Here is a 20,486-nt window from a genome sequence, read left to right as displayed (position 1 = left end):
AACTAAAGACGGCGCCACACTCTGCAGATACAACTTTTTGCAGACAGAGGAACTTGTCATGATCGATTTGCGAAGCGATACCTGTAGTCGTCCAACGGACGCGATGAGGAAGGCCATTGCCGCAGCCCCTGTGGGTGATGACGTTTACGGCGACGATCCAAGCGTCAAGGAACTAGAGCGTGAGGTCGCCGACCTTCTTGGCAAGGACGATGCGGTTTACATGGTCACCGGCACAATGACCAATCAGGTAGGCATTCGCGCCCACACGGAGTCTGGCGACTCGGTACTGTTTGATCAGAACGCTCACGTCTATATCCTCGAGGGTGGCGCTCCGGCAGCCTTCTCTGGCGTGCTTCCCAGATTGCTTCCTGGCGTTCGAGGCATTTTCACGCCAGAAAATGTCAGTCAGGCATTGGGCGTGTCGCATCGTTTTTTTCCAAGCACCATACCATCGCCCATCAAACTTCTTTGCCTTGAAAATACGCACAATATCGGTGGCGGAAAAGTATGGCCATTGGATCAATTGAAAGCGGTCTGCGATCTTGGTCGTGCGAATGGCTTAGCACTACATCTCGACGGCGCACGGCTATGGCACGCGACGGCGGCCACAGGCATTCCTGAGCGCGAATATGCCAAGCATTTCGACTCGGTGAGCGTATGCTTTTCGAAAGCCTTGGGGGCGCCTATGGGCTCAGCGCTTGCGGGCAATCGCGAATTTATCGCCCGCGCCCGGCGTTTCAAGCAACAAATCGGCGGCGGCTTCCGCCAAGCGGGCATGATGGCCGCAGGCGCGCTCTATGCCTTGCGTCACAATCGTGAGCGTCTTCAAGAAGATCACATTCACGCCAAGATGCTAGCGAACGGCATTGCGGATTTGCCAGGCATTGCGCTGGACGTATCGACTGTCGAGACGAATATTGTTCGCTTTGGCATCACCTCGCTTGCAGCAGGTGAATTCGTCGAGAAGTTGTATGAGCGCGGGCTATATGCCCTGCCATCCGGTCCCGATGGCGTCAGGATGATCCCGTACCTCAATATCACTCCCCAGCAAATCAAAGACGCAATTGACATCATTGCGTCGGTTGCAAACGACCACAAGGCAAAAGCTTCCGCTGTATCCGTAGCACCGAGAACGTCTAGTGCCGCAGGCTACTAATTAGAGCACTATGCGGGAGCATTCCGCGGCGTAGGCCGTCCTTCGCAGCGATCAAACTCATTTAGATGATAGTTGACATCGATATATTCATATGCCACCCTTCTAAAAGATGACATATATCATCTATATATTCGCTCGATGGATCTAAATAGGTATTCTCGTGAACGTCTCCCCTTCGACCACGCCTTTGCCCGAAAGCCGTAGCAATCGAGGGGGGTGGATCGTTTTCTGGATCGCCAGCGTAGCCGTGTTCTTGGTATCGCTAGATACGACAATGCTTTATTCCGTCTTCAGTTCGCTGGAGCGCGGGTTTCGTGGTGCCAGCCCGGCAAACTTGTCCTGGGTATTGAACGGATACACCTTGGTCTACGCGGCGATGCTGATACCGTCGGGTGGGCTGTCGGATTCATATGGGCGCAAGCGCATCTTCTTGCTTGGCGTAGCGCTTTTCATCGCAGCGTCGGGCGCCTGTGGCCTTGCACCGAATGTTCCGCTGCTAGTGACCGCCCGCGTAGTACAAGCGTTCGGTGCTGCGTTATTGACACCAGCATCGCTTTCGCTAGTGCTGGCCGCCTTTCCATTAGATCAACGTACTCTGACGGTTAGCCTATGGGGCGCGGTGGGTGGATTTGCAGCAGCGATCGGACCAAGTCTAGGCGCTTACTTCGCGCAAACGACAAGTTGGCGTTGGGCTTTCTTTATCAATGTTCCCATTGGGTTGATAGCGTTAGCGTTCGGATTTAGGCACCTCCATCGGATCGATCAACCTTTGAAGCACGAGACCGGTCGTCGTGTCGACTTTATCGGCATGGCGCTCCTGATATCGGCGGTCGGCGCTTTGGCGCTCGGCCTCACCGAGGTGGGATCCCCGACATGGAGCCGCGGCGATATTGCCGAGGTCTGGGGCATAAGTGCGGTGGGAATAGTGGCCTTCATCGCTTGGGCGAATACTGTCAGGGCCCCCCTTATCGACCTTTCGTTGTTCCGCTACGGAACCTACAACGCGGTCAATCTGGCAACGCTGACGTTCGGTATCGCGTTCTCGATGATGTTTTTGCGTTTTTCTTTTACATGACGCAAATCTGGCATTTTGACCAGGTCCATGCCGGCCTGGCCATCGTGCCCGGCCCACTGACTGTGGTGCCTGTAGCCATCATGACCGGAAGGCTGGCAGGGCGCTATGGTCACCGGCGATTTCTTGTTTCAGGTGCGCTTCTTTACGCCCTTACAGGCTTATGGTTTTACTTTGTTCCGGGGACCAGTCCGGAGTATTTCTCTCGCTGGTTGCCAGGTCTTTTCATGAGCGGTGCAAGTGTGGGTCTCGTGATGCCATCCTTGTCTGGCGCTGCTGTTGCGCGCTTACCTGCGGAGCACTACGCAGTGGGTAGCGCAGTCAACCAAGCCACACGTCAGATCGGCTCGGTAATAGGTGTCGCTCTGATCGTCATGCTGCTTGGAAATGGTGTTGTGACACGCGGTAACTTTAATGCGGTCTATGGCGCACATATTTTCCTCGCCTTATTGACCGCGTTGCTCTGTGCATTCGTTCAGACGCGGCGTACTGCAACGTAGACGCTCACGCTCGTGTTCTCGGTATCGCGTCCAATACCCTCCCCCTATTTAAGTGGTCGAAATGGAAACACACGAACAAGGTCTCAATATATTGGTTTTGGGTGCGGGTGCTTTAGGCGGCTATTACGGCTCACGTCTACTGCTCTCTGGAAAGGCAAATGTCACCTTCTTGGTACGTCCTGCTCGAGCGGAAAAGTTAGAAAAAAATGGATTGCATGTGTCCAGCAGTCTTGGCGACTTCCAGGGTGGCGTCACAACCGTGTCAGAAGATAGCCTTTCAAAAGATTTTGATCTGGTACTCCTCACCTGCAAGTCATACGACCTGGACGCCGCAATAACGTCGATCGCTCCAGCGATCACCGAGCGCACCGTCGTCCTGCCGCTCTTAAACGGCTTGGCCGTTTACGATCAGTTGGATCACCGGTTCGGTCGGCAGCACGTAATGGGCGGCGTGTCATATATTGCGGCGAGCGCGAAAGGCAATGGCGATATCGTACATATGGGCGAGAGCGATACGTTGATCGTCGGTGCGCGGCACCCTTCCCAGGAGGCGCTTGTACAGAGGGTCCATTTAGCGATAGCTGCAACGCCTGGCATTCGAGCTTTGTCCGAAAATATCGAGCACGATCTATGGCAAAAATGGGCCATGTTGTGTGCTGGGGCTGCGGCCACGTGTTTACTGCGCGCAACGATTGGCGAGATCCTGCAATCAGATGATGGATACGCGGTAATTAGAGCCCTTTTGGACGAGGTGCTTCGCATCGCACGTACATCGGGCAATGAGATTTCGGCTGAGGGTGTTCGCAAAATCGAAGCGCTATTGTTTGACAGGAAATCTGCCTGGGCCGCATCAATGATGCGTGATATCCGTATAGACGCTCCCAAAATTGAAGCACGAGCAATTGTGGGCGACATGATCTCCCGGGGAACGTCGCTGGGAATAGACACACCCTATTTGCGCGTTGCCTACGCTTCACTGCAAGCGTATCAAGCTCAACAGATGATCAGTGTATCCAAGTGATCGCATCTGCTCCCTCGTCCGATGACCTTTTTTCTCTGTTAGATGACAGTTGACATCAAAACTACGCTCAATCACTATCAAAGCCTAGAAGGATTCGTCAATGCATGGCAAAGGAAGCCCCAATGAGGAAATCGAAAGAGGAGACAGCGCAAACACGCGAAACGATTGTCTCAGCTGCATCGACACATATTCGAGAAACGGGTCTGACTGGCGCGAGCGTGGCGGAAATCATGTCTGCTGCGGGATTGACGCACGGCGGTTTCTACCGTCATTTCGACAACAAGGATCAACTTATCCACGAAGCGCTCGAAGTTGCCGCCCAAGCCTCTTTGGAAAACGTCCAGAGGAATATCGACAAAGGTGGTTTCAACGCGGCGTTAGACAGCTACCTCTCCGTACATCATCGAGACGCCTCGCCGCCACGCTGCCCCTATGCGGCGCTGGGCAGCGAACTCGCGCGATCTTCGGACGAAGCTCGGACGTCAGTAGCAACCGCTATTGCGAAATTTGTGACGGCTTTAGAGAACGAAGGCGAGCAGTCGCACGAGGATTCGGTGGTCGCAGTAGCGACCATGGTGGGTGCGTTGATCCTGTCGAGGATTACAGCCGGCACAGCGCTTTCCAACGAGTTTCTCGCCCAGTCAAAAAAGCGGCTTCGACGACCGACTCCGTAGTCGTACCGCATGCGCGGCGGCGACCACGACGATGCATCTTCCCTCGCATATCTCGTTTGATGCATGGTGCTCGGACGCTCATTGCAGCTTCTGGTTTTCTGCGCTCGTCCCCAGCGATCGAACCAGGTTCATATTTTACGTGACCTGTGCCCGGCTGACCGTGCGTCATTAGATCCATACCGTCTAGCTAATCAAAAACGAGATTGAAGATGTCTTTATCGCCTTTGCCAGAACGTTCACCGCAAAAGATCGGCCGTGTTCACTACGGTTGGTTCATGATGGCCGTAACGTTTCTTGTGTTGCTTGCCGGCGCCGGTGTTCGTGCCACACCAGGTGTCATGATCCAGCCGCTTGAGCAAACGTTTGGATGGAGTGCCGCGCAGATTTCCAGTGCCATCTCAGTGAATCTGGTTCTTTACGGTCTGCTTGGTCCCTTTGCTGCCGCATTGATGAAAACGATTGGCGTGCGAAGGGTGGCAGTCATTGCGCTTGCGTTGCTGGCGATTGGGGCGTTGTCGAGTCTCTTCATGCGCACGCCCCTTCAACTGCTCCTTACATGGGGAATATTGGTGGGCACGGGATCTGGCATGGCAGCGCTGACCCTTGGTGCGACCGTCGCGAATCGCTGGTTCACAAAACATCGCGGCCTCGCAATGGGACTGATGACTGCAAGTTCAGCGACGGGGCAACTAGTCTTCTTGCCGCTCATGGCTGCTTTGGTTACCTCATACGGATGGCGCGCAGCGGCTTGGACGTCGGGTCTTGGCGCCGTGATTGTGCTGCCGGTGGCTTGGTTGTGTATGCGAGAGTCTCCTGCGGCGCTCGGACTGGCGCCAGTCGGCGGCCACGGCCCCGCAACTCCGAGCAACAATAACGATACTTCAAGCGCGAATCCGTTCGCCACGGCTATAAACGGATTGTTGGACGCTTCCCGCCATGGGGCATTTTGGCTACTGGCAGGAAGCTTTTTTATTTGCGGTGCCAGCACAAACGGTTTTATCGGGACGCATTTTGTCTCCATCTGCGCCGACCATGGCATTTCCGCAGTTCATAGCGCCAGCCTGCTGGCAACGATGGGCATTTTCGATCTGTTTGGCACCACGCTCTCAGGATGGCTCAGTGATCGCTTCGACAATCGGCGGCTGCTCTTTTGGTACTACGGACTGCGGGGCTTGTCGCTACTGTTTTTGCCCTATGCCTTTGGTTTTTCATTTTATGGCTTACCGATATTTACGGTGTTTTACGGACTGGATTGGATCGCAACAGTACCGCCCACAGTGCGCTTGACCAATAGCGTATTCGGCCGTGACAAAGGGCCGATCATTTTCGGCTGGATCGTCGCGTGCCACCAGGTGGGGGCGGCGTTCGCAACCCTCGTCGCCGGCATGATGCGTGCCTCTCTTGGCAATTATCAGTTAGCAACGATGTGTTCCGGCGGTCTTTGTATCGTCGGTGCGCTTGTTGTTCTCAAGGTTCGTGCGGGAAAGCCCGCAGCAATGCTAGGTAGCGCCGGTTAAGGCGGAACGCCCGATAAAAATTCGACTGCTCAAACGTGAGGATGGTTTCTCCACCGGACAAAGCCATTTTGCGATATTTGTTGCTATGGCGCACGAGCATCCCGACGAACGGCTTGTGGCGTCACGCCTAGTCCTCGAAGGAACACCTCTCTCATGTGCCGCCGGTCGCGAAAACCGGTCTCTCTTGCGACGACATCAAGGGTGTGGCGACTGCGCTCAATCATGAGTCGTGCCGCCTCGAGTCGTAGCGATTCGACGGCTTTTGCGGGTGATTTACCTGTCTCTTGCATAAAGAGACGGTGAAATTGCCGCGGACTCAGATTCGCCGCCTGGGCAAGCTCGTCGACGCCAAGCGTCTTATTCAGATTCTGCTGCGCATAGTTCAAAGCAGTTTGAATGCGGTCTGTTTTAGGCGCCAGTCGTAACATCTGAGCATGCTGCGTTTGCCCCCCCGATCGACGTTGGGGCATCACGAGCATGTGAGCGACAGTTCGGGCGACCTCAAGGTCAAGGTCTTTCTCGACCATGGCAAGTGCTAGGTCTAATCCGGCAGTCATACCGGCGGAGGTCCATATCTGTCCGTCAACGATGAAGATGCGATCGCTTTCAATTACGACGTCTGGAAACCGATCTTGCATTTGCGTCGCGAATGCCCAATGCGTCGTCACTCTTCGGCCGGAAAGTAAGCCGGCCTCCGCTAAGACGAAACCACCGGTGCATATCCCAGCAATTCGTTGAGCGTGGGCGCTTCCTTGACGTAAAAGCTTTGCCATTCGAGCGGGAGGGGGCTCCGAAATCGGATCGCTGACGCCCGCAACTAGCCACGTATCAACCTTCGACGTACTCCTCGCGACACGCGTACCGATCGGAAACCCAGCAGAAGATCGAACGTCCCCCCCATCGACCGAAAAAAGCTCGAAATGATAAAACGCATCGGCAATCACGGCGTTCGCATGCTCAAAGACCGATTGAGTGGCGAGCGCCATCATCTGGAAGCCATCACTCAAAAGGTATCCAATTCTGTGCATCGATTCCCCGCAAGTCTATATGGCACGAAACATGACTATATACGTCATTTGAGACAAGGAGTAGTTCTCCCATAATAAACATCAGAACGTGACTAAACCCTTATCTGGAGAAAATCATGGTGGTGCAATCTCATCTTGGTACCGCAGTCGTCACAGGAGCATCCTCGGGCATTGGCGCTGTGTACGCAGATCGTCTCGCGCGGCGCGGTTACGATTTGATCTTAGTTGCGCGCAATGGCAGCCGTCTGAACGCGTTGGCGGAACGAATCCGCGGCGATTTCCATCGAAACGTGGAGGTTATGGTTGCGGACCTGGGCAATCGTTCTGATTTGCAGAGAGTCGAGGAGACCCTTCGAAGCGACGCCGGTATAACGCTGCTCGTAAACAATGCTGGCGTTGGAACGCACAGCCCCCTTCTAGAGAGCGACGTTGACGCGATGACCTCACTCATCGAGCTAAACGTGACCGCACTAATGAGACTGACGTACGCTGTGGCGCCAAAATTCGTATTACGCGGAAACGGCGCGATTATTAACATAGCGTCGATTGTCGGCATAGCGCCCGAGGTGCTTAATGGCGTGTATGGCGGGAGCAAAGCGTTCGTCTTGGCCTTTACCCAGTCTTTGCACCACGAGTTGGCATCCAAGGGAATACAAGTGCAGGCAGTGCTACCAGGCGCGACGGCTACCGAGTTCTGGGAGCGGGGGGGATTACCAATTGAAAATTTACCGGCGGAGATCGTAATGCCAACGGATCAGATGGTCGACGCGTCCCTCGTCGGATTTGATCGCAAAGAACTGGTAACCATCCCGTCGCTGCACCACGTCGAGGAGTGGCAGGCTTATGAAGCCGCTCGTCAGGCCATGGCACCGCATCTGTCGAATCGCGCCCCCGCCTCGCGTTACTCCCAGGCGTGATTAAATCGCGGCAAGGCGTGGGTAGAGTGAGCTGAAACTCAGATTACCCGCGGCATAACGTTATTTCTCGGATAGTGTTGCCATGTCCATGACGAAGCGGTAGTGCACGTCGCCTCGCTCCATGCGCTCGATGCCTCATTAGTGGAGATAAGGGTAGCGTCGGCGCCCAATGCACGTGCGTTCGCCGCTTTGTTTTCGGTTCGGGTGATGACGGTCACACTCGAACCTGAACTACGGCACACCGCAGGCGTATCGCGACCGCTTGGAGAACGATTCAACCACTGCAGTTATTGCCAGAACCGAGTCGTCTTAGGAAAGCGGGCAGGTCAGGTGCATCACGAAGCGGTCATTTCGATCGTCACGCGCGTAAATTCAGAAGAAGGTCAGGTAGCAGCGATTTACGGAACAAAAAGCGAAAGACTCGCGCCGGGTAGACGCGAGCCTTTCGCAGGTGCCAACTACTCTGGATTTAGCGGCGTTCTAATTTGCGTCACGATGCCATGAGGCAATGTCGCGTATGCGTCGTTCACGACGTAAACATAAAGGCCGCTATTTTCAGGTTAGAGCGACTCCTGAACGCCCTTACCAGAACCCAAATCAGCCCCCGTGAGCGGGTTTGACTGCGTGTCTGACTTGGTCCGAGCTGCCATGGCTTCCAGCGCGGCCACATCTTCCGGAGCACCATTAGCTGTCGCAGTACCGGTGCCCCCATCGACGGCTGGTTCTGGTGCCTCAACATACTCCCACTGGTCGCCAGAATTCCATGGTCCTCTCACATCGTCCCCTGAAGACATGTTGTAGTACACGCTGGTGAACTCGGGCTTGCCTGGCAGCTTTCCTTGCGGGAAATTCGGCTGAATCGAGTGCAACGCTTTCTCAAACGATTTTTGATGCGCAATCTCTCGTGTCATCAAAAAACCAAGCGCATCCTTCACTCCCGCATCATCAGTAACATTTATCAGTCGCTCATAGATGATTTTGGCCCGTGCTTCGGCGGCAATGTTGGAGCGAAGGTCTGCCGTAGGCTCACCAATAGTGTCGATATATGCCGCACTCCATGGCGTGCCCGCAGAGTTAGTCAATGCTGGCCCTCCACCATAAAGCAACGCCGTGGTGTGCGAATCGTTGCCCCCACCTGTCATCGATCGATACAGCGCCGCCTCTTCTTCTACGCCCTCGGCTAACTGCCCCTTTGCTCCCTTGTTTAACATGGCGACAATCGAGCCGATGATTTCCAAGTGACTGAGTTCTTCCGTTGCGATATCGAAAAGCAGGTCTTTGCGACCCGGGTCATCTTCAGCAACCGCCTGCGTGAAATAACGGCATGCCGCAGCAAGTTCACCTTGCGGGCCTCCAAACTGTTCAAGCAGGAGATTAGCTAAACCCGGATTCGCACCTGCGACACGTACCGTATATTGCAACCGTTTGTTGTGCATGAACATAGTATGGCTCCTGTGAATGGCGCAGTACCTGCTGTGTGTAGCAGTACTATTCGCCGTTCCCGAACGGCAGCACCGACTGTGCTACTCCCAGAATGGGCATTCGGGTCTCAGAGGCGTGCTCTGGCTTATGCGGACTGACCGCAAGAGAAAAGGGTATTGCACAATGTCTCTCGCAGAAACCATGCCCGGGAAGGCATAACCCCGAAAACGGAGATGATTGGGTGCTTCCATACCGATGTTTCGGTAACTTACATGATTCGACTTTTTCGATTTCGGCTCGCCGCCGGGGACAAAGTACGATTGCAATTTCATTCAATACAGAACGCGCTGCGCCCGGACACGCCGTTGTTCGTCGTCCTGCAGCTGGCCGGCTGCGCCTATTTGCTCTACCTCGGCGCGCTGTTCCTACGCTATGCGGGCAGCAACGATCTCAATGCCGCGGCATCCGGCGGCCGGGGCTCTCCGCCTGACCTGCCCCCGGCATTAGTCTTCAACGGCTGTAGAGTCCGTCGCTAAAAAACTTTCTGACCGTGCGCGGTGGCGAACTGTTCAGGCGTCAGATAACCAAGCGAACTGTGTGGCCGCTCGGTGTTGTACTCGATGCGCCAAGCTTCGATGATTTCCCTGGCATGACGCATCGACGTGAACCAATGCTCATTCAGACATTCGTCTCGAAACTTGCCGTTGAAGCTCTCGATATACGCGTTCTCGACAGGCTTTCCTGGTCGAATGAACGACAGCGTGACACCTGCATCATAAGCTCAAGCATCAAGCACTTTCCCTGCAAATTCCGGCCCGTTGTCCACAGTGATAGATAACGGCACGCCGCGCATCTCGCATAGCCTCTCCATTACCTGCCGTACCCGCAAGTCCGGCAACGACGTATCAACTTCAATCGCCAAACATTCTCGCGTGTAATCGTCGATCACGTTCAAGCTTCGCAAGCGCCGTCCATACGCTAGGCCATCCGATACAAAATCCATCGACCAGCTCTGGTTAGGGCCGCTGGGCACGGGCTTTTGCACTCGCTCCACAGCCGCGATTCGTTTGCGCTTGCGTCGGCGAACGCTCAGACCAGCGAGGCTGTACAGCCGCCATATTTTCTTATGGTTCGCAACCCAGCCTTCGTGTCGCAGAAGTACGTGAATACGGCAATAGCCATAGCGGCGCTTCACGGCCGCGATGGCGGCCATGCGTTCGTTCAAAGCCACATCGCTCTCGCGAGTCGACTTATAAAGAAACAAGGACCGGGAGATACCAACCAGCCCGCAGGCACGGGTGATGCCCATAGCGCGTTCGGTCATCAACTTCTGAACCGCTTCGCGCTTGGCCTGCGGGCTTGCTACTTTCGGCGCACGAGGTCCTTTAAGGCGGCGTTGTCGAGCATCGACTCCGCTAGTAATCGTTTAAGCCGGGCGTTCTCGGATTCCAATTCCCTTAGCCGCTGAGCTCCGAAACCGCCATCCCGCTGAACTTCGCCTTCCAATTGTAATAGGTCGCCTCGGAAATCCCGTGTTTGCGACACAGCTCCGGTGCCTTCAGACCGGCATCGGCTTCCTTCAATATGCCGATGATTTGCTCTTCAGTAAATCGCTTCTTCATATTTCCGCTCCCTTTGGAACGGACTCTACATCATTCGCGTACTAATCGCGGGGAGCAGGTCAGCATAAGCGGCGGTAAGAAAGTGGTCTTAAACGACAGATGATTAAGGTCTGCCTGCGTTCAGCAGCTCGGCTTTCCGATAGAAAGTGATGGTTCAGCGTATACCGTTTGAGCGAAAGGCGGGCGCTTGAAAAATAGTGCCCGCGTTACGTGACATCGACCAAATCCGTCACATGCAAACGAATCATGCTCGGGTGATTAAGAAGTCGCTTCTCTCCGCGTTCACAATGCTTCGGTCAAAGCGAGTGCTGTCCCCGCCGAGAGTTCCAGTCGCACGCTTTGCTTGTTCAAGCAAATTCAGTAGGGCCGCCTTCAGCGTCTCCGGTGTGTCGAATCTTCCCTTCGGCCCAGATACTGTCAGCGCGCCAATAAAGCCCCCACTCCCGCTAAACACTGGCACGGAGACGGAAGCAGTCTCAGGGTCGCGCTCACCAAAGGAAACTGCCCAGAGCTGCTCTCGAATTTCACTCCATCGAGATGCGTCGGCCGGCTCCGTAAAGGCAAGCAAGACCTTTCCGGATGCACCTTTGTGGACGGAGAATTCTTCTCCTACACGAATCGAAACGCGGACGCTGCGCGACGGCTCAACGCGGTACAAGACCTGCCTCACTTCACCCAGCCGCACATAGAACGACGCAGTCTCCCCTAGCGCTCCGCTGACCTGTTCAAGAACAGGCTCGATGATCGGGCCCACTCGGTACGAGCGCTGATACAACGCCGCCAAGCGGAGGGGTTGATGTCCAACAGCGTATTGACCTGCTTCCAGCTTGCGGAGGAAACCACCGTGTTCGAGGGCAGTTACCAACCGCAACACCGTACTTTTGTACAGGCCCGTGCGCCGTGAGAGTTCGCTCAATGTCAAGTCATCATCCGTTGGGCCAAAGGAATTCAAAATCGAGAACGCGCGGTCGAGTACAGCGACACCGCTGGATGCGTCCGTTAAGCCTTGAATCTGCATGTCCGAGTTGGGCACTTATTTCTCCCTTAACAATACATTTTGCACTATATCGTTCCGCCTGACAGAACGCAACTAAAGATAAGTTCCAAAACACGGGGTTAACCCCGGTTATTAAGAGGTTTATTGCGCACTATAGTTCTCTCTAACAGAACAGTGGTCTGCCTAAGAGAACGATGTTAGGGGGTGTGTATGTCTGGTTCGAAGGTGTTGGTGAGTGAGGTGGGACCGCGCGACGGATTGCAAAGCATCAAGAAGGTAATGCCAACCGAAGCGAAGCTGCGATGGATTTCCGCGTTGGCGTCGGCTGGCCTGAAGGAAATCGAAGTTGGTTCGTTCGTGCCCCCAAAGCTTCTGCCGCAGATGGCTGACATCCGGGAGGTTGTGGCCCACGCGCTTTCCATTCCTGGATTGCACGTTGCCGTTCTCGCACCCAATCTGCGAGGCTGCGAAAGCGCTTTCGAAGCTGGCGTACACAAGGTTACTTTGCCAGTGTCCGTCACGGACGAACATGCGATGGCAAACATTCGTAAAACGACCTCTCAGTTGATAGACGAGGTCCGCGAAATTGTCGCGCTGCGCAATGCGCGGTACCCGGGAATCGAAATCGAGGCAGGGATATCGGTCGCGTTCGGGTGCACGATTGCAGGCGTAGTGACCGATGACCAGACAATTCGAATGTGCCAGGCGATGGCGGACTGCGGAGTAGACGAGATTGGTCTTTCGGACACCAGTGGTTACGCCAACCCTACCCAAGTCCGTCGGCTCTTTCGTCGCCTGCAATCCGAGTTCGGTAATAAGGCCGGCGGTGCCCACTTCCACAACACGCGTGGCCAAGGCTTGGCGAACGTCGTGGCCGCCCTTGATGTGGGGGTCCGCACTATCGATGCGAGCCAGGCCGGGCTGGGTGGGTGCCCGTATGCTCCTGGCGCGACAGGCAATATCGTCACTGAAGACCTTATCTTCATGCTTGAGGCGATGGGATACGACACAGGAATTGATGTAGATGCGCTTGTCGCTGCGCGCTCGATACTCTCCGATGCGCTGCCAGGCGAAGCGCTGTACGGCCATATTCCAGACGCAGGCCTGCCGAAAGGTTTCCGATACGCCGACGGGCGAGCACCTAGCTCGCCTCAGCCTGAAGGTTGCTTGCTCGGGGTTTCACAATGAGCAATGCTAAAGGTTCCCAATCGCTGCCCTACAGTGGCGTGCGCGCTGTCGAAATGACTCACATGGTGATGGGGCCCACGTGTGGAATGGTCTTGGCAGACCTCGGCGCAGATGTCATCAAGGTCGAGCCTATTTCTGGCGATGCGACACGAATGCTGCGAGGCTCTGGCGCTGGATTTTTTGGCACCTTCAATCGCAACAAGAAGAGCATCGCAGTCGACGTGAAGGACCCGAGAGGCATCGAGGTCGTTCATAAATTGCTGGCGAACGCTGACGTCTTCAGCGAGAACTTCAAGAGCGGCGCGATGGACCGACTCGGACTCGGCTACGCCGCACTGTCTAAGTTGAATCCACGGCTCGTCTACGTTTCACATAAGGGCTTCTTGCCAGGTCCTTATGACCATCGAACAGCACTCGACGAGGTAGTGCAGATGATGGGCGGGCTCGCCTACATGACCGGCCCCGAAGGCCGACCATTGCGCGCGGGTACGAGCGTCAACGACATCATGGGAGGCATGTTCGGTGCTATCGGTGCGATGGCTGCGCTAGCCCAGCGAGAAAAGACAGGGCGCGGTCAGGAAGTTCAGAGCGCACTGTTCGAAAACAACGTGTTCCTGGTAGCGCAGCACATGATGCAGTTCGCTGTCACTGGCACACCAGCCGCGCCAATGCCTAGCCGAATCTCCGCCTGGGCAGTCTACGACGTGTTTGCGGTCAAGGACGGCGAACAGATTTTTCTGGCAGTGGTGTCGGATACGCAGTGGGCAATTTTCTGCGATGCGTTCGGTCTCGCCGACTTGAAGTCGGATGAACGGATTTCGACTAACAACAAGCGCGTTCAAGCACGCGACTGGCTGCTCCCGCTCTTGCGAACACACCTGGAAGCGTTCAGTGCAGCGGAAATCAGCAAAATCTTCGAGCACGCTGGCCTGCCCTACGCACCCATCACAAGGCCCCATGATTTGTTCGAGGATGAGCACCTCCTGGCGACTGGGGGCCTGGCGGATGTGACACTACCTGCAGACGCAAGTGGCGCGGGCAACGCCGTGACCACGAAAACTGCGCTGCTACCAGTAACGCTCAACGGGGAGCGCTTGCATCTTCGCTCGTCACCTCCATCGTTGGGACAAGACACGAAGACGCTCCTCAATGAACTTGGTTATTCGCTGGAAGATATCAAGCAACTGAGCGATGCCGGCGTCGTGAAGTGTGGCGCCAGCAATACTGGCGATGCATCCGGTGCGACGGCCAACGAAATGGCAAGTGCCTGACTCTGCATATCAATAAGCATTGGCAGCGAGGGCACGTGTCCTCGATAAGCCTAGGTGTCCCGGAGACAAAGCATGACATATATTCCTTCTGATATGCAGGGTGCCACGCAAGCTACGTCGTCCCTTGAGCAGCAGGCTGTTCGCAAAGCAGCGTGGCGATTCATTCCTCTGCTCGCGCTTGCGTACTTCTTCAATTATCTGGACCGTACAAGCGTCGGCTTTGCGGCCTTGACTATGAATCGCGACCTCGGCTTGACTGCCACCCAATTTGGCTGGGGTGCGGGCATCATGTTCGCGGGGTACTGCCTCTGTGAAGTTCCGAGCAATCTTGCTCTTTATCGATTTGGTGCTCGCCGCTGGCTCGCGCGCATCATGGTTACGTGGGGATTCTTCGCCGCTGCGACCGCGTTAGCGACTGGGCCAACGAGCTTCTATGTTATACGCCTCCTACTCGGTGTTGGCGAGGCCGGGTTTTTCCCCGGCGTCATCTTTTTCCTCGCAATCTGGTTCCCCGCAAACTATCGGACACGTGTGCTGGCATGGTTCACCGTATCGACTCCGCTCTCTTCCTTGATTGGTGGTCCGCTTTCAGCATGGCTGCTGAAGCTGGATGGTGTATTAGGTCTCGCCGGTTGGCAATGGATGTTCGTCGTCGAGGGGCTTCCTGCTTGTCTGCTTGGATTTGCGGTCTTGAAGTTGATTGTAGACAAGCCTGAGGATGCGAAGTGGCTCTCGCTCGAGGAGCGTCAAGCGCTGCAGACAGCATTTGACCGGGAGGGAAATGCAAGCCGAAAGCAGAAGGATTTCGCAGCGGCGTTGAGAGATGTCCGTACCTACCTTCTCGCGGCGATTTCATTCGGCTTTACGATGGGCTCATACGGAATCGGAATCTGGTTGCCGCAGATGTTGAAGGCGCATGGGATGAGCGTCACGCAGACCGGCTGGGTTTCAGCCGTACCTTATTTTTTTGCGACGATTGCCCTGCTTTTCTGGGCGAAGCGCGTAGACAAACGCGGGAGTCCGGTAGCAAATCTGGCAGTTGGACTTTTTATTGGCGCTATTGCACTTGGTGTGTCGACCTACTTCCAACAGTTGGTCCCAGCGATGACCGGTATTACGCTTGCGCTCATCGGTACCATTGCAGGCAGAACCATTTTCTACACGCTGCCTGCGCGCTACTTGTCGGGGCAAGCGGCCGCTGGTGGACTGGCGCTCATCAATTCAATCGGTGCGCTCGGTGGCTTCGCGGGACCTTATCTTGTGGGGTTCCTCAAAGATAGCTTCGGAACGTTCTCCGCAGGGATGATAGGGCTCGCCATCGTCCTAGGCATCACGACGCTGCTCACGCTCTTGTTGCTTGCCTTCAATAGGAGCGACTAAGCATGCGTGAACACACTTCCTTGCTCCGTCGTCGGCTTTTGACTGCCGCGACCGCATCAATCCTGCTTCCCGCCGTGACATCACGGCCTAGCTCTGCAAAAGAGGTAACGCGAACCATGGCCACTCCCAGCAACTACTTGCCAGTTCGCGCAGATTGGTTGGCGTCCGGCACGGAGCCGGCTCTCGAGCCAGAGATGCCTATCGTTGATGCACATCATCATTTTTATGAGCGACCAGGCTGGACGTACCTCCTCGACGAGTATCTGGAGGACGCGCGGTCGGGACATAACATCACGGCGTCTGTCTACATGCAAGCGCTGACGCGGTACAGGACTGTTGGGCCCGAAGAGTTGCGCCCGGTCGGCGAAGTTCAGTACGTCACCGATGTTACTGCTCCACTGCAAACACAGAAGCCTCAGGTGGCCAAGGGTATTGTCGGCTATGCAGACCTTCGTCGCGGTGCAGCTGTGCGCGACGTACTAGAGCAAGAGATACAGGCAGGCGCGGGAAGGTTTCGGGGTGTCAGGCATTTGGTAACGTACGATGCAGATTCGGCGCTGGCGAATCCGTTGACAGCGGCACCTCCTGGATTGCTACTGGACAAGCGTTATCGGGAGGGGTTTTCGCAATTGGGACAGCTGGGGCTCTCATATGACGCTTGGTTGTTCTTTCCTCAACTGCCTGAGCTTTTCGACTTAGCAAAATCCTATCCAGAGACCCCCATTATCATCAACCACTGCGGCGGGATTCTGAGAATTGCCAGTTACGCAAAACACCGGAAAGAGACCTTTGAAGTGTGGTCGCGTTCAATGCGTGAGTTGTCAAAGCTACCAAACGTCTACGTCAAGGTTGGCGGGCTCGGCATGCGCATCAACGGCTTCGACTTCGACAAGGGCGAGCGGCCGCCCTCCTCCATTGAGCTGGCGAATGCGTGGGCACCATGGATGATGTCGTGCATCGAGATTTTCGGTGCTGAGAGATGCATGTTCGAGAGTAACTTCCCGGTGGATAAGGGTTCCTATCCGTTCAGCAATGGTTGGAACGCGTTCAAACGCTTGACGGCGCAGGCTAGTACGGAAGAGCGGGACGCACTATTCCGCGGAACAGTGTCAAGGGTATATAGACTTGCGACGTCACCCCGGTATTGAGTAGCGCGAGGATTTAGAGTCCAATCACGTAGTCAGGAGATTGGGCATGAAGAAGCGGTTCAGCGAAGAACAGATCATTGGGTTTCTGCGCGAGGCAGATGCCGGCTTGCCGATCAAGGAGCTTTGCCGGCAGCACGGCTTCTCGGAGGCAAGCTACTACCTGTGGCGAAGCAAGTTTGGCGGCATGAACGTGTCCGACGCCAAGCGGCTCAAGGAGGTTGAGGCGGAGAACACGCGCCTGAAGAAGTTGCTGGCCGAGTCGATGCTGGAAATCGAGGTCACACGCGAGGCGTTACGAAAAAAGTGGTGAGCGCACCGTCACGCCGAGACTTGGTGCGCCATATGACCCACAGCGGCTTGAGCGAACGACATGCGCTGCGGGTGATCGGCATGAGTGCGAGCTCGTATCGTTATGCGGCTGCGGCGGATAAGAATCAGGCTCTGCGGGAGCAGATTGTGGCGCTGGCTCAGCGGCATCGCCGATACGGCTCTGGCATGATTTATCTGAAGCTTCGTCAGTCGGGCCTAGTCGTCAATCACAAGCGCGTGGAGCGGCTGTACGCCCAGGAGAACCTGCAAGTACGTCGTCGCAAGCGCAAGAAGGTGCCGGTGTCTGAGCGTCAGCCGTTGGGCAGACCGTCAGCGGCGAATCAGATGTGGTCGATGGATTTCGTGTTCGATCGTACCGCCGAGGGCCGTGTCATCAAGAATTTGACGGTCGTAGACGATGCGACGCATGAAGCCGTTGCGATTGTTCCGGAGCGAGCCATTGGTGGGCACGTTCTCACGAGAATCCTCGACCGACTGGCGGTGCTGCGCGGCTTACCAAAAGGGATACGGACAGACAACGGGAAAGAGTTCTGCGGTAAAGCGATGCTGACGTGGGCGCATCGGCGTGGCGTGAGGCTGTTTCTTATCGAGCCTGGCAAGCCAAACCAGAACGCTTACATCGAGTCGTTCAATGGCCGATTCCGCGACGAATGCCTCAATGAAAACTGGTTCACGAGTCTTGCCCATGCACGCGTTCTGATCGAAACATGGCGCAGGGAATATAACGAAGAGCGGCCGAAGAAATCACTGGGCGGTCTGACGCCAATGGCTTACGCTCAGCAACTGACGACAAACGCCATCATATTAACCCCGGATTCTGAAGCCCAGTGCTACTGAAAACGGGGTGACGTCGCTTACGGCACAACTCAGCCGCCTTCAGACCCGCCTCGGCTTCCTTCAATATGTCGATGATTTGCTCTTCCGTGAATCGCTTCTTCATCTCTCCGCTCCCTTTGGAACGGACTCTACATCATTCGCGTACTAATCGCGGGGAGCAGGTCACGTGTATTCACGCTACGTTTCTGTTGAGGCAAATCTAAACTGGAGCAGCGGACGATGCCAGTCGCGTGAATGGTTCGACCGCACGCCTGACTACCGCTGTTCCGTCGCATCTGAGTGCGCCGCATATGAACGAGCAGCTGCGATTAGCTCTGAGCAAATCAAAATGTTATAAGAAGCATCTGCCGCGTCAATGCTCAGCGACGTGAGTGGCAACATTGGTCTGTCTGGAAAGAACGTCAATTGCTTGCTCACTGAGACCGCGGCCACCCCATCACTTCGAGCAGATTCCGACCGTTGTCGGTAAGCGTCCTTAGCGCTTCCGGTTCTGAACACCCCCAACTTTCAGCAAGCAGATGCGCAGTCCTGTTCATGCTCCATGGCTGAACCTGCACACCACCTTCGTTCGCGAACGGGCCATCGCTTTCAGGTACTACTCGGTCACGGGGAAGCCGCAATGCAAGCGCACGGCCAGCAGTGCTGGCAAACGCACCAGGGCCCAAGCTGAACCAACAACCCATCTTGTGAGCGACCTCCATTTCGGCCAGGGTTCCACTGAACCAATGCAGAACGGCAGTGCCAAACCCTGGATTTTTCAGAAGGATGGACAATACTTCCTTCGCAGCACCTCTCGAGTGGATGCTGATAGTCTTGCCACCTAGTTCTTTACACCGCTCTACGACCGCTTCGAACACCTTCCGCTGTATAGCCAGGCTCGACTTAAAGCGATATGAGCCATCGATACCGACTTCACCCACGGCAGTCGCTTGCTCCATCAATTTCAGCAGTTGAGGAAGTTCCGCCGCGCGCTGTTCGACCAGTTCTGGATGCAACCCTGGGGTGATAAGGACCCGGGAAAGACGGCCAAGGACTTTCGATGTGGCTTCGTATGCACGAGGACTAGTCGTCACGAGCCACGTGAACTCGTTGCGACGTGACGCTTCTTCTGAGACCGCTTTCGCGCCTGGATAGAGGTCCAAGTGACAATGGAAATCCATCAGAGCACACCATCTCTGCGGAGTATCGCCTCAACTTCCGACAGGCCGCGCCTCATAGTCTCGCGATATGAACCGCGGTCGGCCACTGGAGCAAATCCAAGGGTCGCACCAAGGAACCTATCAAGCCCTCGCTCCTGGACGGTTAGTACCGCGAGGGCCGCTGCCATAGCATCGTCGGGGCCGCTAGATTTCTCCGCTACCAGAAGTGACTGGTGTTTATAAACAGTTCTATCTTTTCCGGCACCCCAAGCATAGAACGCACCCTTACGAATCATGCATGGCACGCATCGTCCACAATGCCTCCGATTGTAGGTTCGGAACCGACCGCAACTTGTCGTGCCGCTTGCCAGTCTTTCCAGCATTTGCTGATTGAGACACTCTCGAAGCATCTGCCCTTTTGTTTTAAATCTATAGGGCAGTTCCAGTGTGATGTTGAGTCCGATACCGTTCAATAGCTCTTGCATCATCGAAATGAATTGAGGATGCGTCGTCTTCGTGCTCAAGCTCGATACGCGGCCCGGTACTAGGGGCGGGTTGATACAGATGAACCCGTTCTCCGGAACGAACACCTGAACTCGCTCTCCTTCCACGCGAGACGCTGCCAACACGGCGAACGCATAGAAGGCGAGTGACCGAGCACGCGTTGATGGCTCGCGCTGCCCCGGAAAATTGATGCCGTGACTCCATTGCCAATGCGCATTGGGACCACCTAGCTGTCGAGCATAATCGATTTGCTTAGCGGAATCATCGTGAGCCAACTGAGAGACGAACACTGGACGGCGACCCTGCGCCACGAGGTCGATACCACCAACCAAGCTGTCCAGGCCTCCGGACAGGAGGCATACGCAATCATGTGGAGCGACCTCGACCTTGGCCTTGCTTGCCGGAGGCGCTTCACCGCCGACGATGAAGTGAAGTTTCCAATAGTCACCTGTCAACAGCTTGAGCATCTTTTCCACGTGCTCTTCCAGGCCTATCCAACGCATTGGTTCGTGCATACCGACCGTGAGGTCGATTACTCGAGTCCAACCATCTGCGCTGGTCTCTCGAGGGCAGGCTAAGTCTGCTGCACAGACAGCAAGACACAACTGAACAAAGTCCCAGGTCGCGGCATCTGGGACGAAACCTCTGCGCTTCAGCAGCCCCTTCCACTTGTTAGCGATGTTCCCAACCCCTGCTCTCTTACTTGAACGAAAGAACGAGAAAGCTCGTTCGTCAGGTTCGAGATTTGCTGGGAGGCTATCCG

At 55.5% G+C, this 20,486-nt stretch carries 18 protein-coding genes and 2 pseudogenes; 13 read left to right on the top strand and 7 right to left on the bottom strand.

Annotated features, from left to right (window positions below; all coding sequences use genetic code 11):
• Window positions 1–58: 58 nt before the first annotated feature.
• The 6 genes from ABEG21_RS02215 to ABEG21_RS02190 all read left to right on the top strand — a co-directional run bounded on the left by ABEG21_RS02215 (window position 59) and on the right by ABEG21_RS02190 (window position 5,940).
• Entirely contained in the window at window positions 59–1,156 is a 1,098-nt protein-coding gene (locus ABEG21_RS02215; RefSeq protein ID WP_347555652.1) for a GntG family PLP-dependent aldolase, read from the top strand.
• A 274-nt stretch (window positions 1,157–1,430) separates the two neighbouring features.
• A complete protein-coding gene (locus ABEG21_RS02210) occupies window positions 1,431–2,231 on the top strand; it encodes an MFS transporter (RefSeq protein WP_347555651.1) in 801 nt (266 codons plus the stop codon).
• Window positions 2,228–2,728, top strand: a complete 501-nt coding sequence (locus ABEG21_RS02205; protein WP_347555650.1) for an MFS transporter — start codon at window positions 2,228–2,230, stop codon at window positions 2,726–2,728. The genes ABEG21_RS02210 and ABEG21_RS02205 overlap by 4 nt, the downstream gene beginning before the upstream one ends.
• Window positions 2,729–2,789: 61 nt before the next feature.
• On the top strand, window positions 2,790–3,749 hold the full coding sequence (locus ABEG21_RS02200) for a 2-dehydropantoate 2-reductase (RefSeq protein ID WP_347555649.1): 960 nt from the start codon (window positions 2,790–2,792) through the stop codon (window positions 3,747–3,749).
• Between the two features lie 104 nt (window positions 3,750–3,853).
• Complete coding sequence (locus tag ABEG21_RS02195; protein ID WP_347555648.1) at window positions 3,854–4,423, top strand: TetR/AcrR family transcriptional regulator; 570 nt, start codon at window positions 3,854–3,856, stop codon at window positions 4,421–4,423.
• Window positions 4,424–4,632: 209 nt separating this feature from the next.
• Window positions 4,633–5,940 (top strand): MFS transporter, encoded by a 1,308-nt coding sequence (locus tag ABEG21_RS02190; RefSeq protein ID WP_347555647.1) that lies wholly within the window; start codon window positions 4,633–4,635, stop codon window positions 5,938–5,940.
• Between the two features lie 83 nt (window positions 5,941–6,023).
• On the opposite strand, the gene ABEG21_RS02185 is transcribed toward ABEG21_RS02190, so the two are convergent.
• Window positions 6,024–6,968 carry a GlxA family transcriptional regulator gene (locus tag ABEG21_RS02185; RefSeq protein WP_347555646.1) on the bottom strand — a complete coding sequence of 315 codons (945 nt, stop codon included), beginning with the start codon at window positions 6,966–6,968 and terminating at the stop codon, window positions 6,024–6,026.
• A 119-nt stretch (window positions 6,969–7,087) separates the two neighbouring features.
• Here ABEG21_RS02185 and ABEG21_RS02180 point away from each other — a divergent pair, with 119 nt between their 5' ends.
• Entirely contained in the window at window positions 7,088–7,885 is a 798-nt protein-coding gene (locus tag ABEG21_RS02180; RefSeq protein ID WP_347556585.1) for an SDR family oxidoreductase, read from the top strand.
• 560 nt (window positions 7,886–8,445) lie between these two features.
• Here the strand turns inward: ABEG21_RS02180 and ABEG21_RS02175 are convergent.
• The gene (locus tag ABEG21_RS02175; protein WP_347555645.1) at window positions 8,446–9,327 is read right to left on the bottom strand and encodes a manganese catalase family protein; all 882 of its coding nucleotides are present in this window, start codon (window positions 9,325–9,327) and stop codon (window positions 8,446–8,448) included.
• Between the two features lie 252 nt (window positions 9,328–9,579).
• Here ABEG21_RS02175 and ABEG21_RS02170 point away from each other — a divergent pair, with 252 nt between their 5' ends.
• Window positions 9,580–9,843 carry a hypothetical protein gene (locus ABEG21_RS02170; RefSeq protein WP_347555644.1) on the top strand — a complete coding sequence of 88 codons (264 nt, stop codon included), beginning with the start codon at window positions 9,580–9,582 and terminating at the stop codon, window positions 9,841–9,843.
• Window positions 9,844–9,866: 23 nt separating this feature from the next.
• Here ABEG21_RS02170 and ABEG21_RS02165 read toward each other — a convergent pair.
• Window positions 9,867–10,929 (bottom strand): annotated as a pseudogene (locus ABEG21_RS02165) (IS3 family transposase); the annotation flags it as partial.
• A 244-nt stretch (window positions 10,930–11,173) separates the two neighbouring features.
• Entirely contained in the window at window positions 11,174–11,947 is a 774-nt protein-coding gene (locus tag ABEG21_RS02160; protein ID WP_347556584.1) for an IclR family transcriptional regulator, read from the bottom strand.
• A gap of 189 nt (window positions 11,948–12,136) precedes the next feature.
• On the opposite strand from ABEG21_RS02160, the gene ABEG21_RS02155 reads away from it, so the two are divergent.
• The 5 genes from ABEG21_RS02155 (at window position 12,137) to ABEG21_RS02135 (ending at window position 18,080) form a co-directional block, all read left to right on the top strand.
• Window positions 12,137–13,114 (top strand): hydroxymethylglutaryl-CoA lyase, encoded by a 978-nt coding sequence (locus ABEG21_RS02155; RefSeq protein WP_347555643.1) that lies wholly within the window; start codon window positions 12,137–12,139, stop codon window positions 13,112–13,114.
• Window positions 13,111–14,385, top strand: coding sequence for a CaiB/BaiF CoA-transferase family protein (locus ABEG21_RS02150; protein ID WP_347555642.1), 1,275 nt, complete (start codon window positions 13,111–13,113; stop codon window positions 14,383–14,385). The genes ABEG21_RS02155 and ABEG21_RS02150 overlap by 4 nt, the downstream gene beginning before the upstream one ends.
• 72 nt (window positions 14,386–14,457) lie before the next feature.
• Window positions 14,458–15,765 carry an MFS transporter gene (locus ABEG21_RS02145; protein ID WP_347555641.1) on the top strand — a complete coding sequence of 436 codons (1,308 nt, stop codon included), beginning with the start codon at window positions 14,458–14,460 and terminating at the stop codon, window positions 15,763–15,765.
• A gap of 2 nt (window positions 15,766–15,767) precedes the next feature.
• Window positions 15,768–16,913, top strand: a complete 1,146-nt coding sequence (locus tag ABEG21_RS02140; protein ID WP_347555640.1) for an amidohydrolase family protein — start codon at window positions 15,768–15,770, stop codon at window positions 16,911–16,913.
• Window positions 16,914–16,959: 46 nt separating this feature from the next.
• Window positions 16,960–18,080, top strand: a protein-coding gene (locus ABEG21_RS02135; RefSeq protein WP_347554400.1) for an IS3 family transposase whose coding sequence is annotated in 2 segments (ribosomal slippage) — window positions 16,960–17,215 and window positions 17,215–18,080 — 1,122 coding nt in all. Because the reading frame shifts where the segments join, the coding sequence is not laid out codon by codon here.
• Window positions 18,081–18,096: 16 nt separating this feature from the next.
• Here the strand turns inward: ABEG21_RS02135 and ABEG21_RS02130 are convergent.
• The 3 genes and pseudogenes from ABEG21_RS02130 to qatC form a co-directional block, all read right to left on the bottom strand.
• Window positions 18,097–18,183 (bottom strand): annotated as a pseudogene (locus tag ABEG21_RS02130) (transposase); the annotation flags it as partial.
• A 310-nt stretch (window positions 18,184–18,493) separates the two neighbouring features.
• Window positions 18,494–19,240, bottom strand: coding sequence for a Qat anti-phage system TatD family nuclease QatD (qatD, locus tag ABEG21_RS02125; protein ID WP_347555639.1), 747 nt, complete (start codon window positions 19,238–19,240; stop codon window positions 18,494–18,496).
• Complete coding sequence (qatC, locus tag ABEG21_RS02120; protein ID WP_347556583.1) at window positions 19,240–20,379, bottom strand: Qat anti-phage system QueC-like protein QatC; 1,140 nt, start codon at window positions 20,377–20,379, stop codon at window positions 19,240–19,242. Before qatC ends, qatD begins: the two co-directional genes overlap by 1 nt.
• Window positions 20,380–20,486 lie beyond the last annotated feature (107 nt).

It is taken from the genome of Robbsia sp. KACC 23696, from assembly GCF_039852015.1.
Classification (GTDB): domain Bacteria; phylum Pseudomonadota; class Gammaproteobacteria; order Burkholderiales; family Burkholderiaceae; genus Robbsia.
Note: the sequence above shows the minus strand (reverse complement) of the source record. Positions and strands in the feature narration are given on the sequence as shown.

Coding starts and splice junctions, on each gene's coding strand:
- ABEG21_RS02185 (WP_347555646.1), bottom strand. CDS start 6,968: ATGCACAGAATTGGATACCTTTTGAGTGATGGCTTCCAGATGATGGCG.
- ABEG21_RS02195 (WP_347555648.1), top strand. CDS start 3,854: ATGGCAAAGGAAGCCCCAATGAGGAAATCGAAAGAGGAGACAGCGCAA.
- ABEG21_RS02160 (WP_347556584.1), bottom strand. CDS start 11,947: ATGCAGATTCAAGGCTTAACGGACGCATCCAGCGGTGTCGCTGTACTC.
- ABEG21_RS02200 (WP_347555649.1), top strand. CDS start 2,790: ATGGAAACACACGAACAAGGTCTCAATATATTGGTTTTGGGTGCGGGT.
- ABEG21_RS02205 (WP_347555650.1), top strand. CDS start 2,228: ATGACGCAAATCTGGCATTTTGACCAGGTCCATGCCGGCCTGGCCATC.
- ABEG21_RS02190 (WP_347555647.1), top strand. CDS start 4,633: ATGTCTTTATCGCCTTTGCCAGAACGTTCACCGCAAAAGATCGGCCGT.
- ABEG21_RS02210 (WP_347555651.1), top strand. CDS start 1,431: ATGCTTTATTCCGTCTTCAGTTCGCTGGAGCGCGGGTTTCGTGGTGCC.
- ABEG21_RS02175 (WP_347555645.1), bottom strand. CDS start 9,327: ATGTTCATGCACAACAAACGGTTGCAATATACGGTACGTGTCGCAGGT.
- ABEG21_RS02155 (WP_347555643.1), top strand. CDS start 12,137: ATGTCTGGTTCGAAGGTGTTGGTGAGTGAGGTGGGACCGCGCGACGGA.
- ABEG21_RS02215 (WP_347555652.1), top strand. CDS start 59: ATGATCGATTTGCGAAGCGATACCTGTAGTCGTCCAACGGACGCGATG.
- ABEG21_RS02170 (WP_347555644.1), top strand. CDS start 9,580: ATGATTCGACTTTTTCGATTTCGGCTCGCCGCCGGGGACAAAGTACGA.
- ABEG21_RS02140 (WP_347555640.1), top strand. CDS start 15,768: ATGCGTGAACACACTTCCTTGCTCCGTCGTCGGCTTTTGACTGCCGCG.
- ABEG21_RS02150 (WP_347555642.1), top strand. CDS start 13,111: ATGAGCAATGCTAAAGGTTCCCAATCGCTGCCCTACAGTGGCGTGCGC.
- ABEG21_RS02145 (WP_347555641.1), top strand. CDS start 14,458: ATGACATATATTCCTTCTGATATGCAGGGTGCCACGCAAGCTACGTCG.
- qatD (WP_347555639.1), bottom strand. CDS start 19,240: ATGGATTTCCATTGTCACTTGGACCTCTATCCAGGCGCGAAAGCGGTC.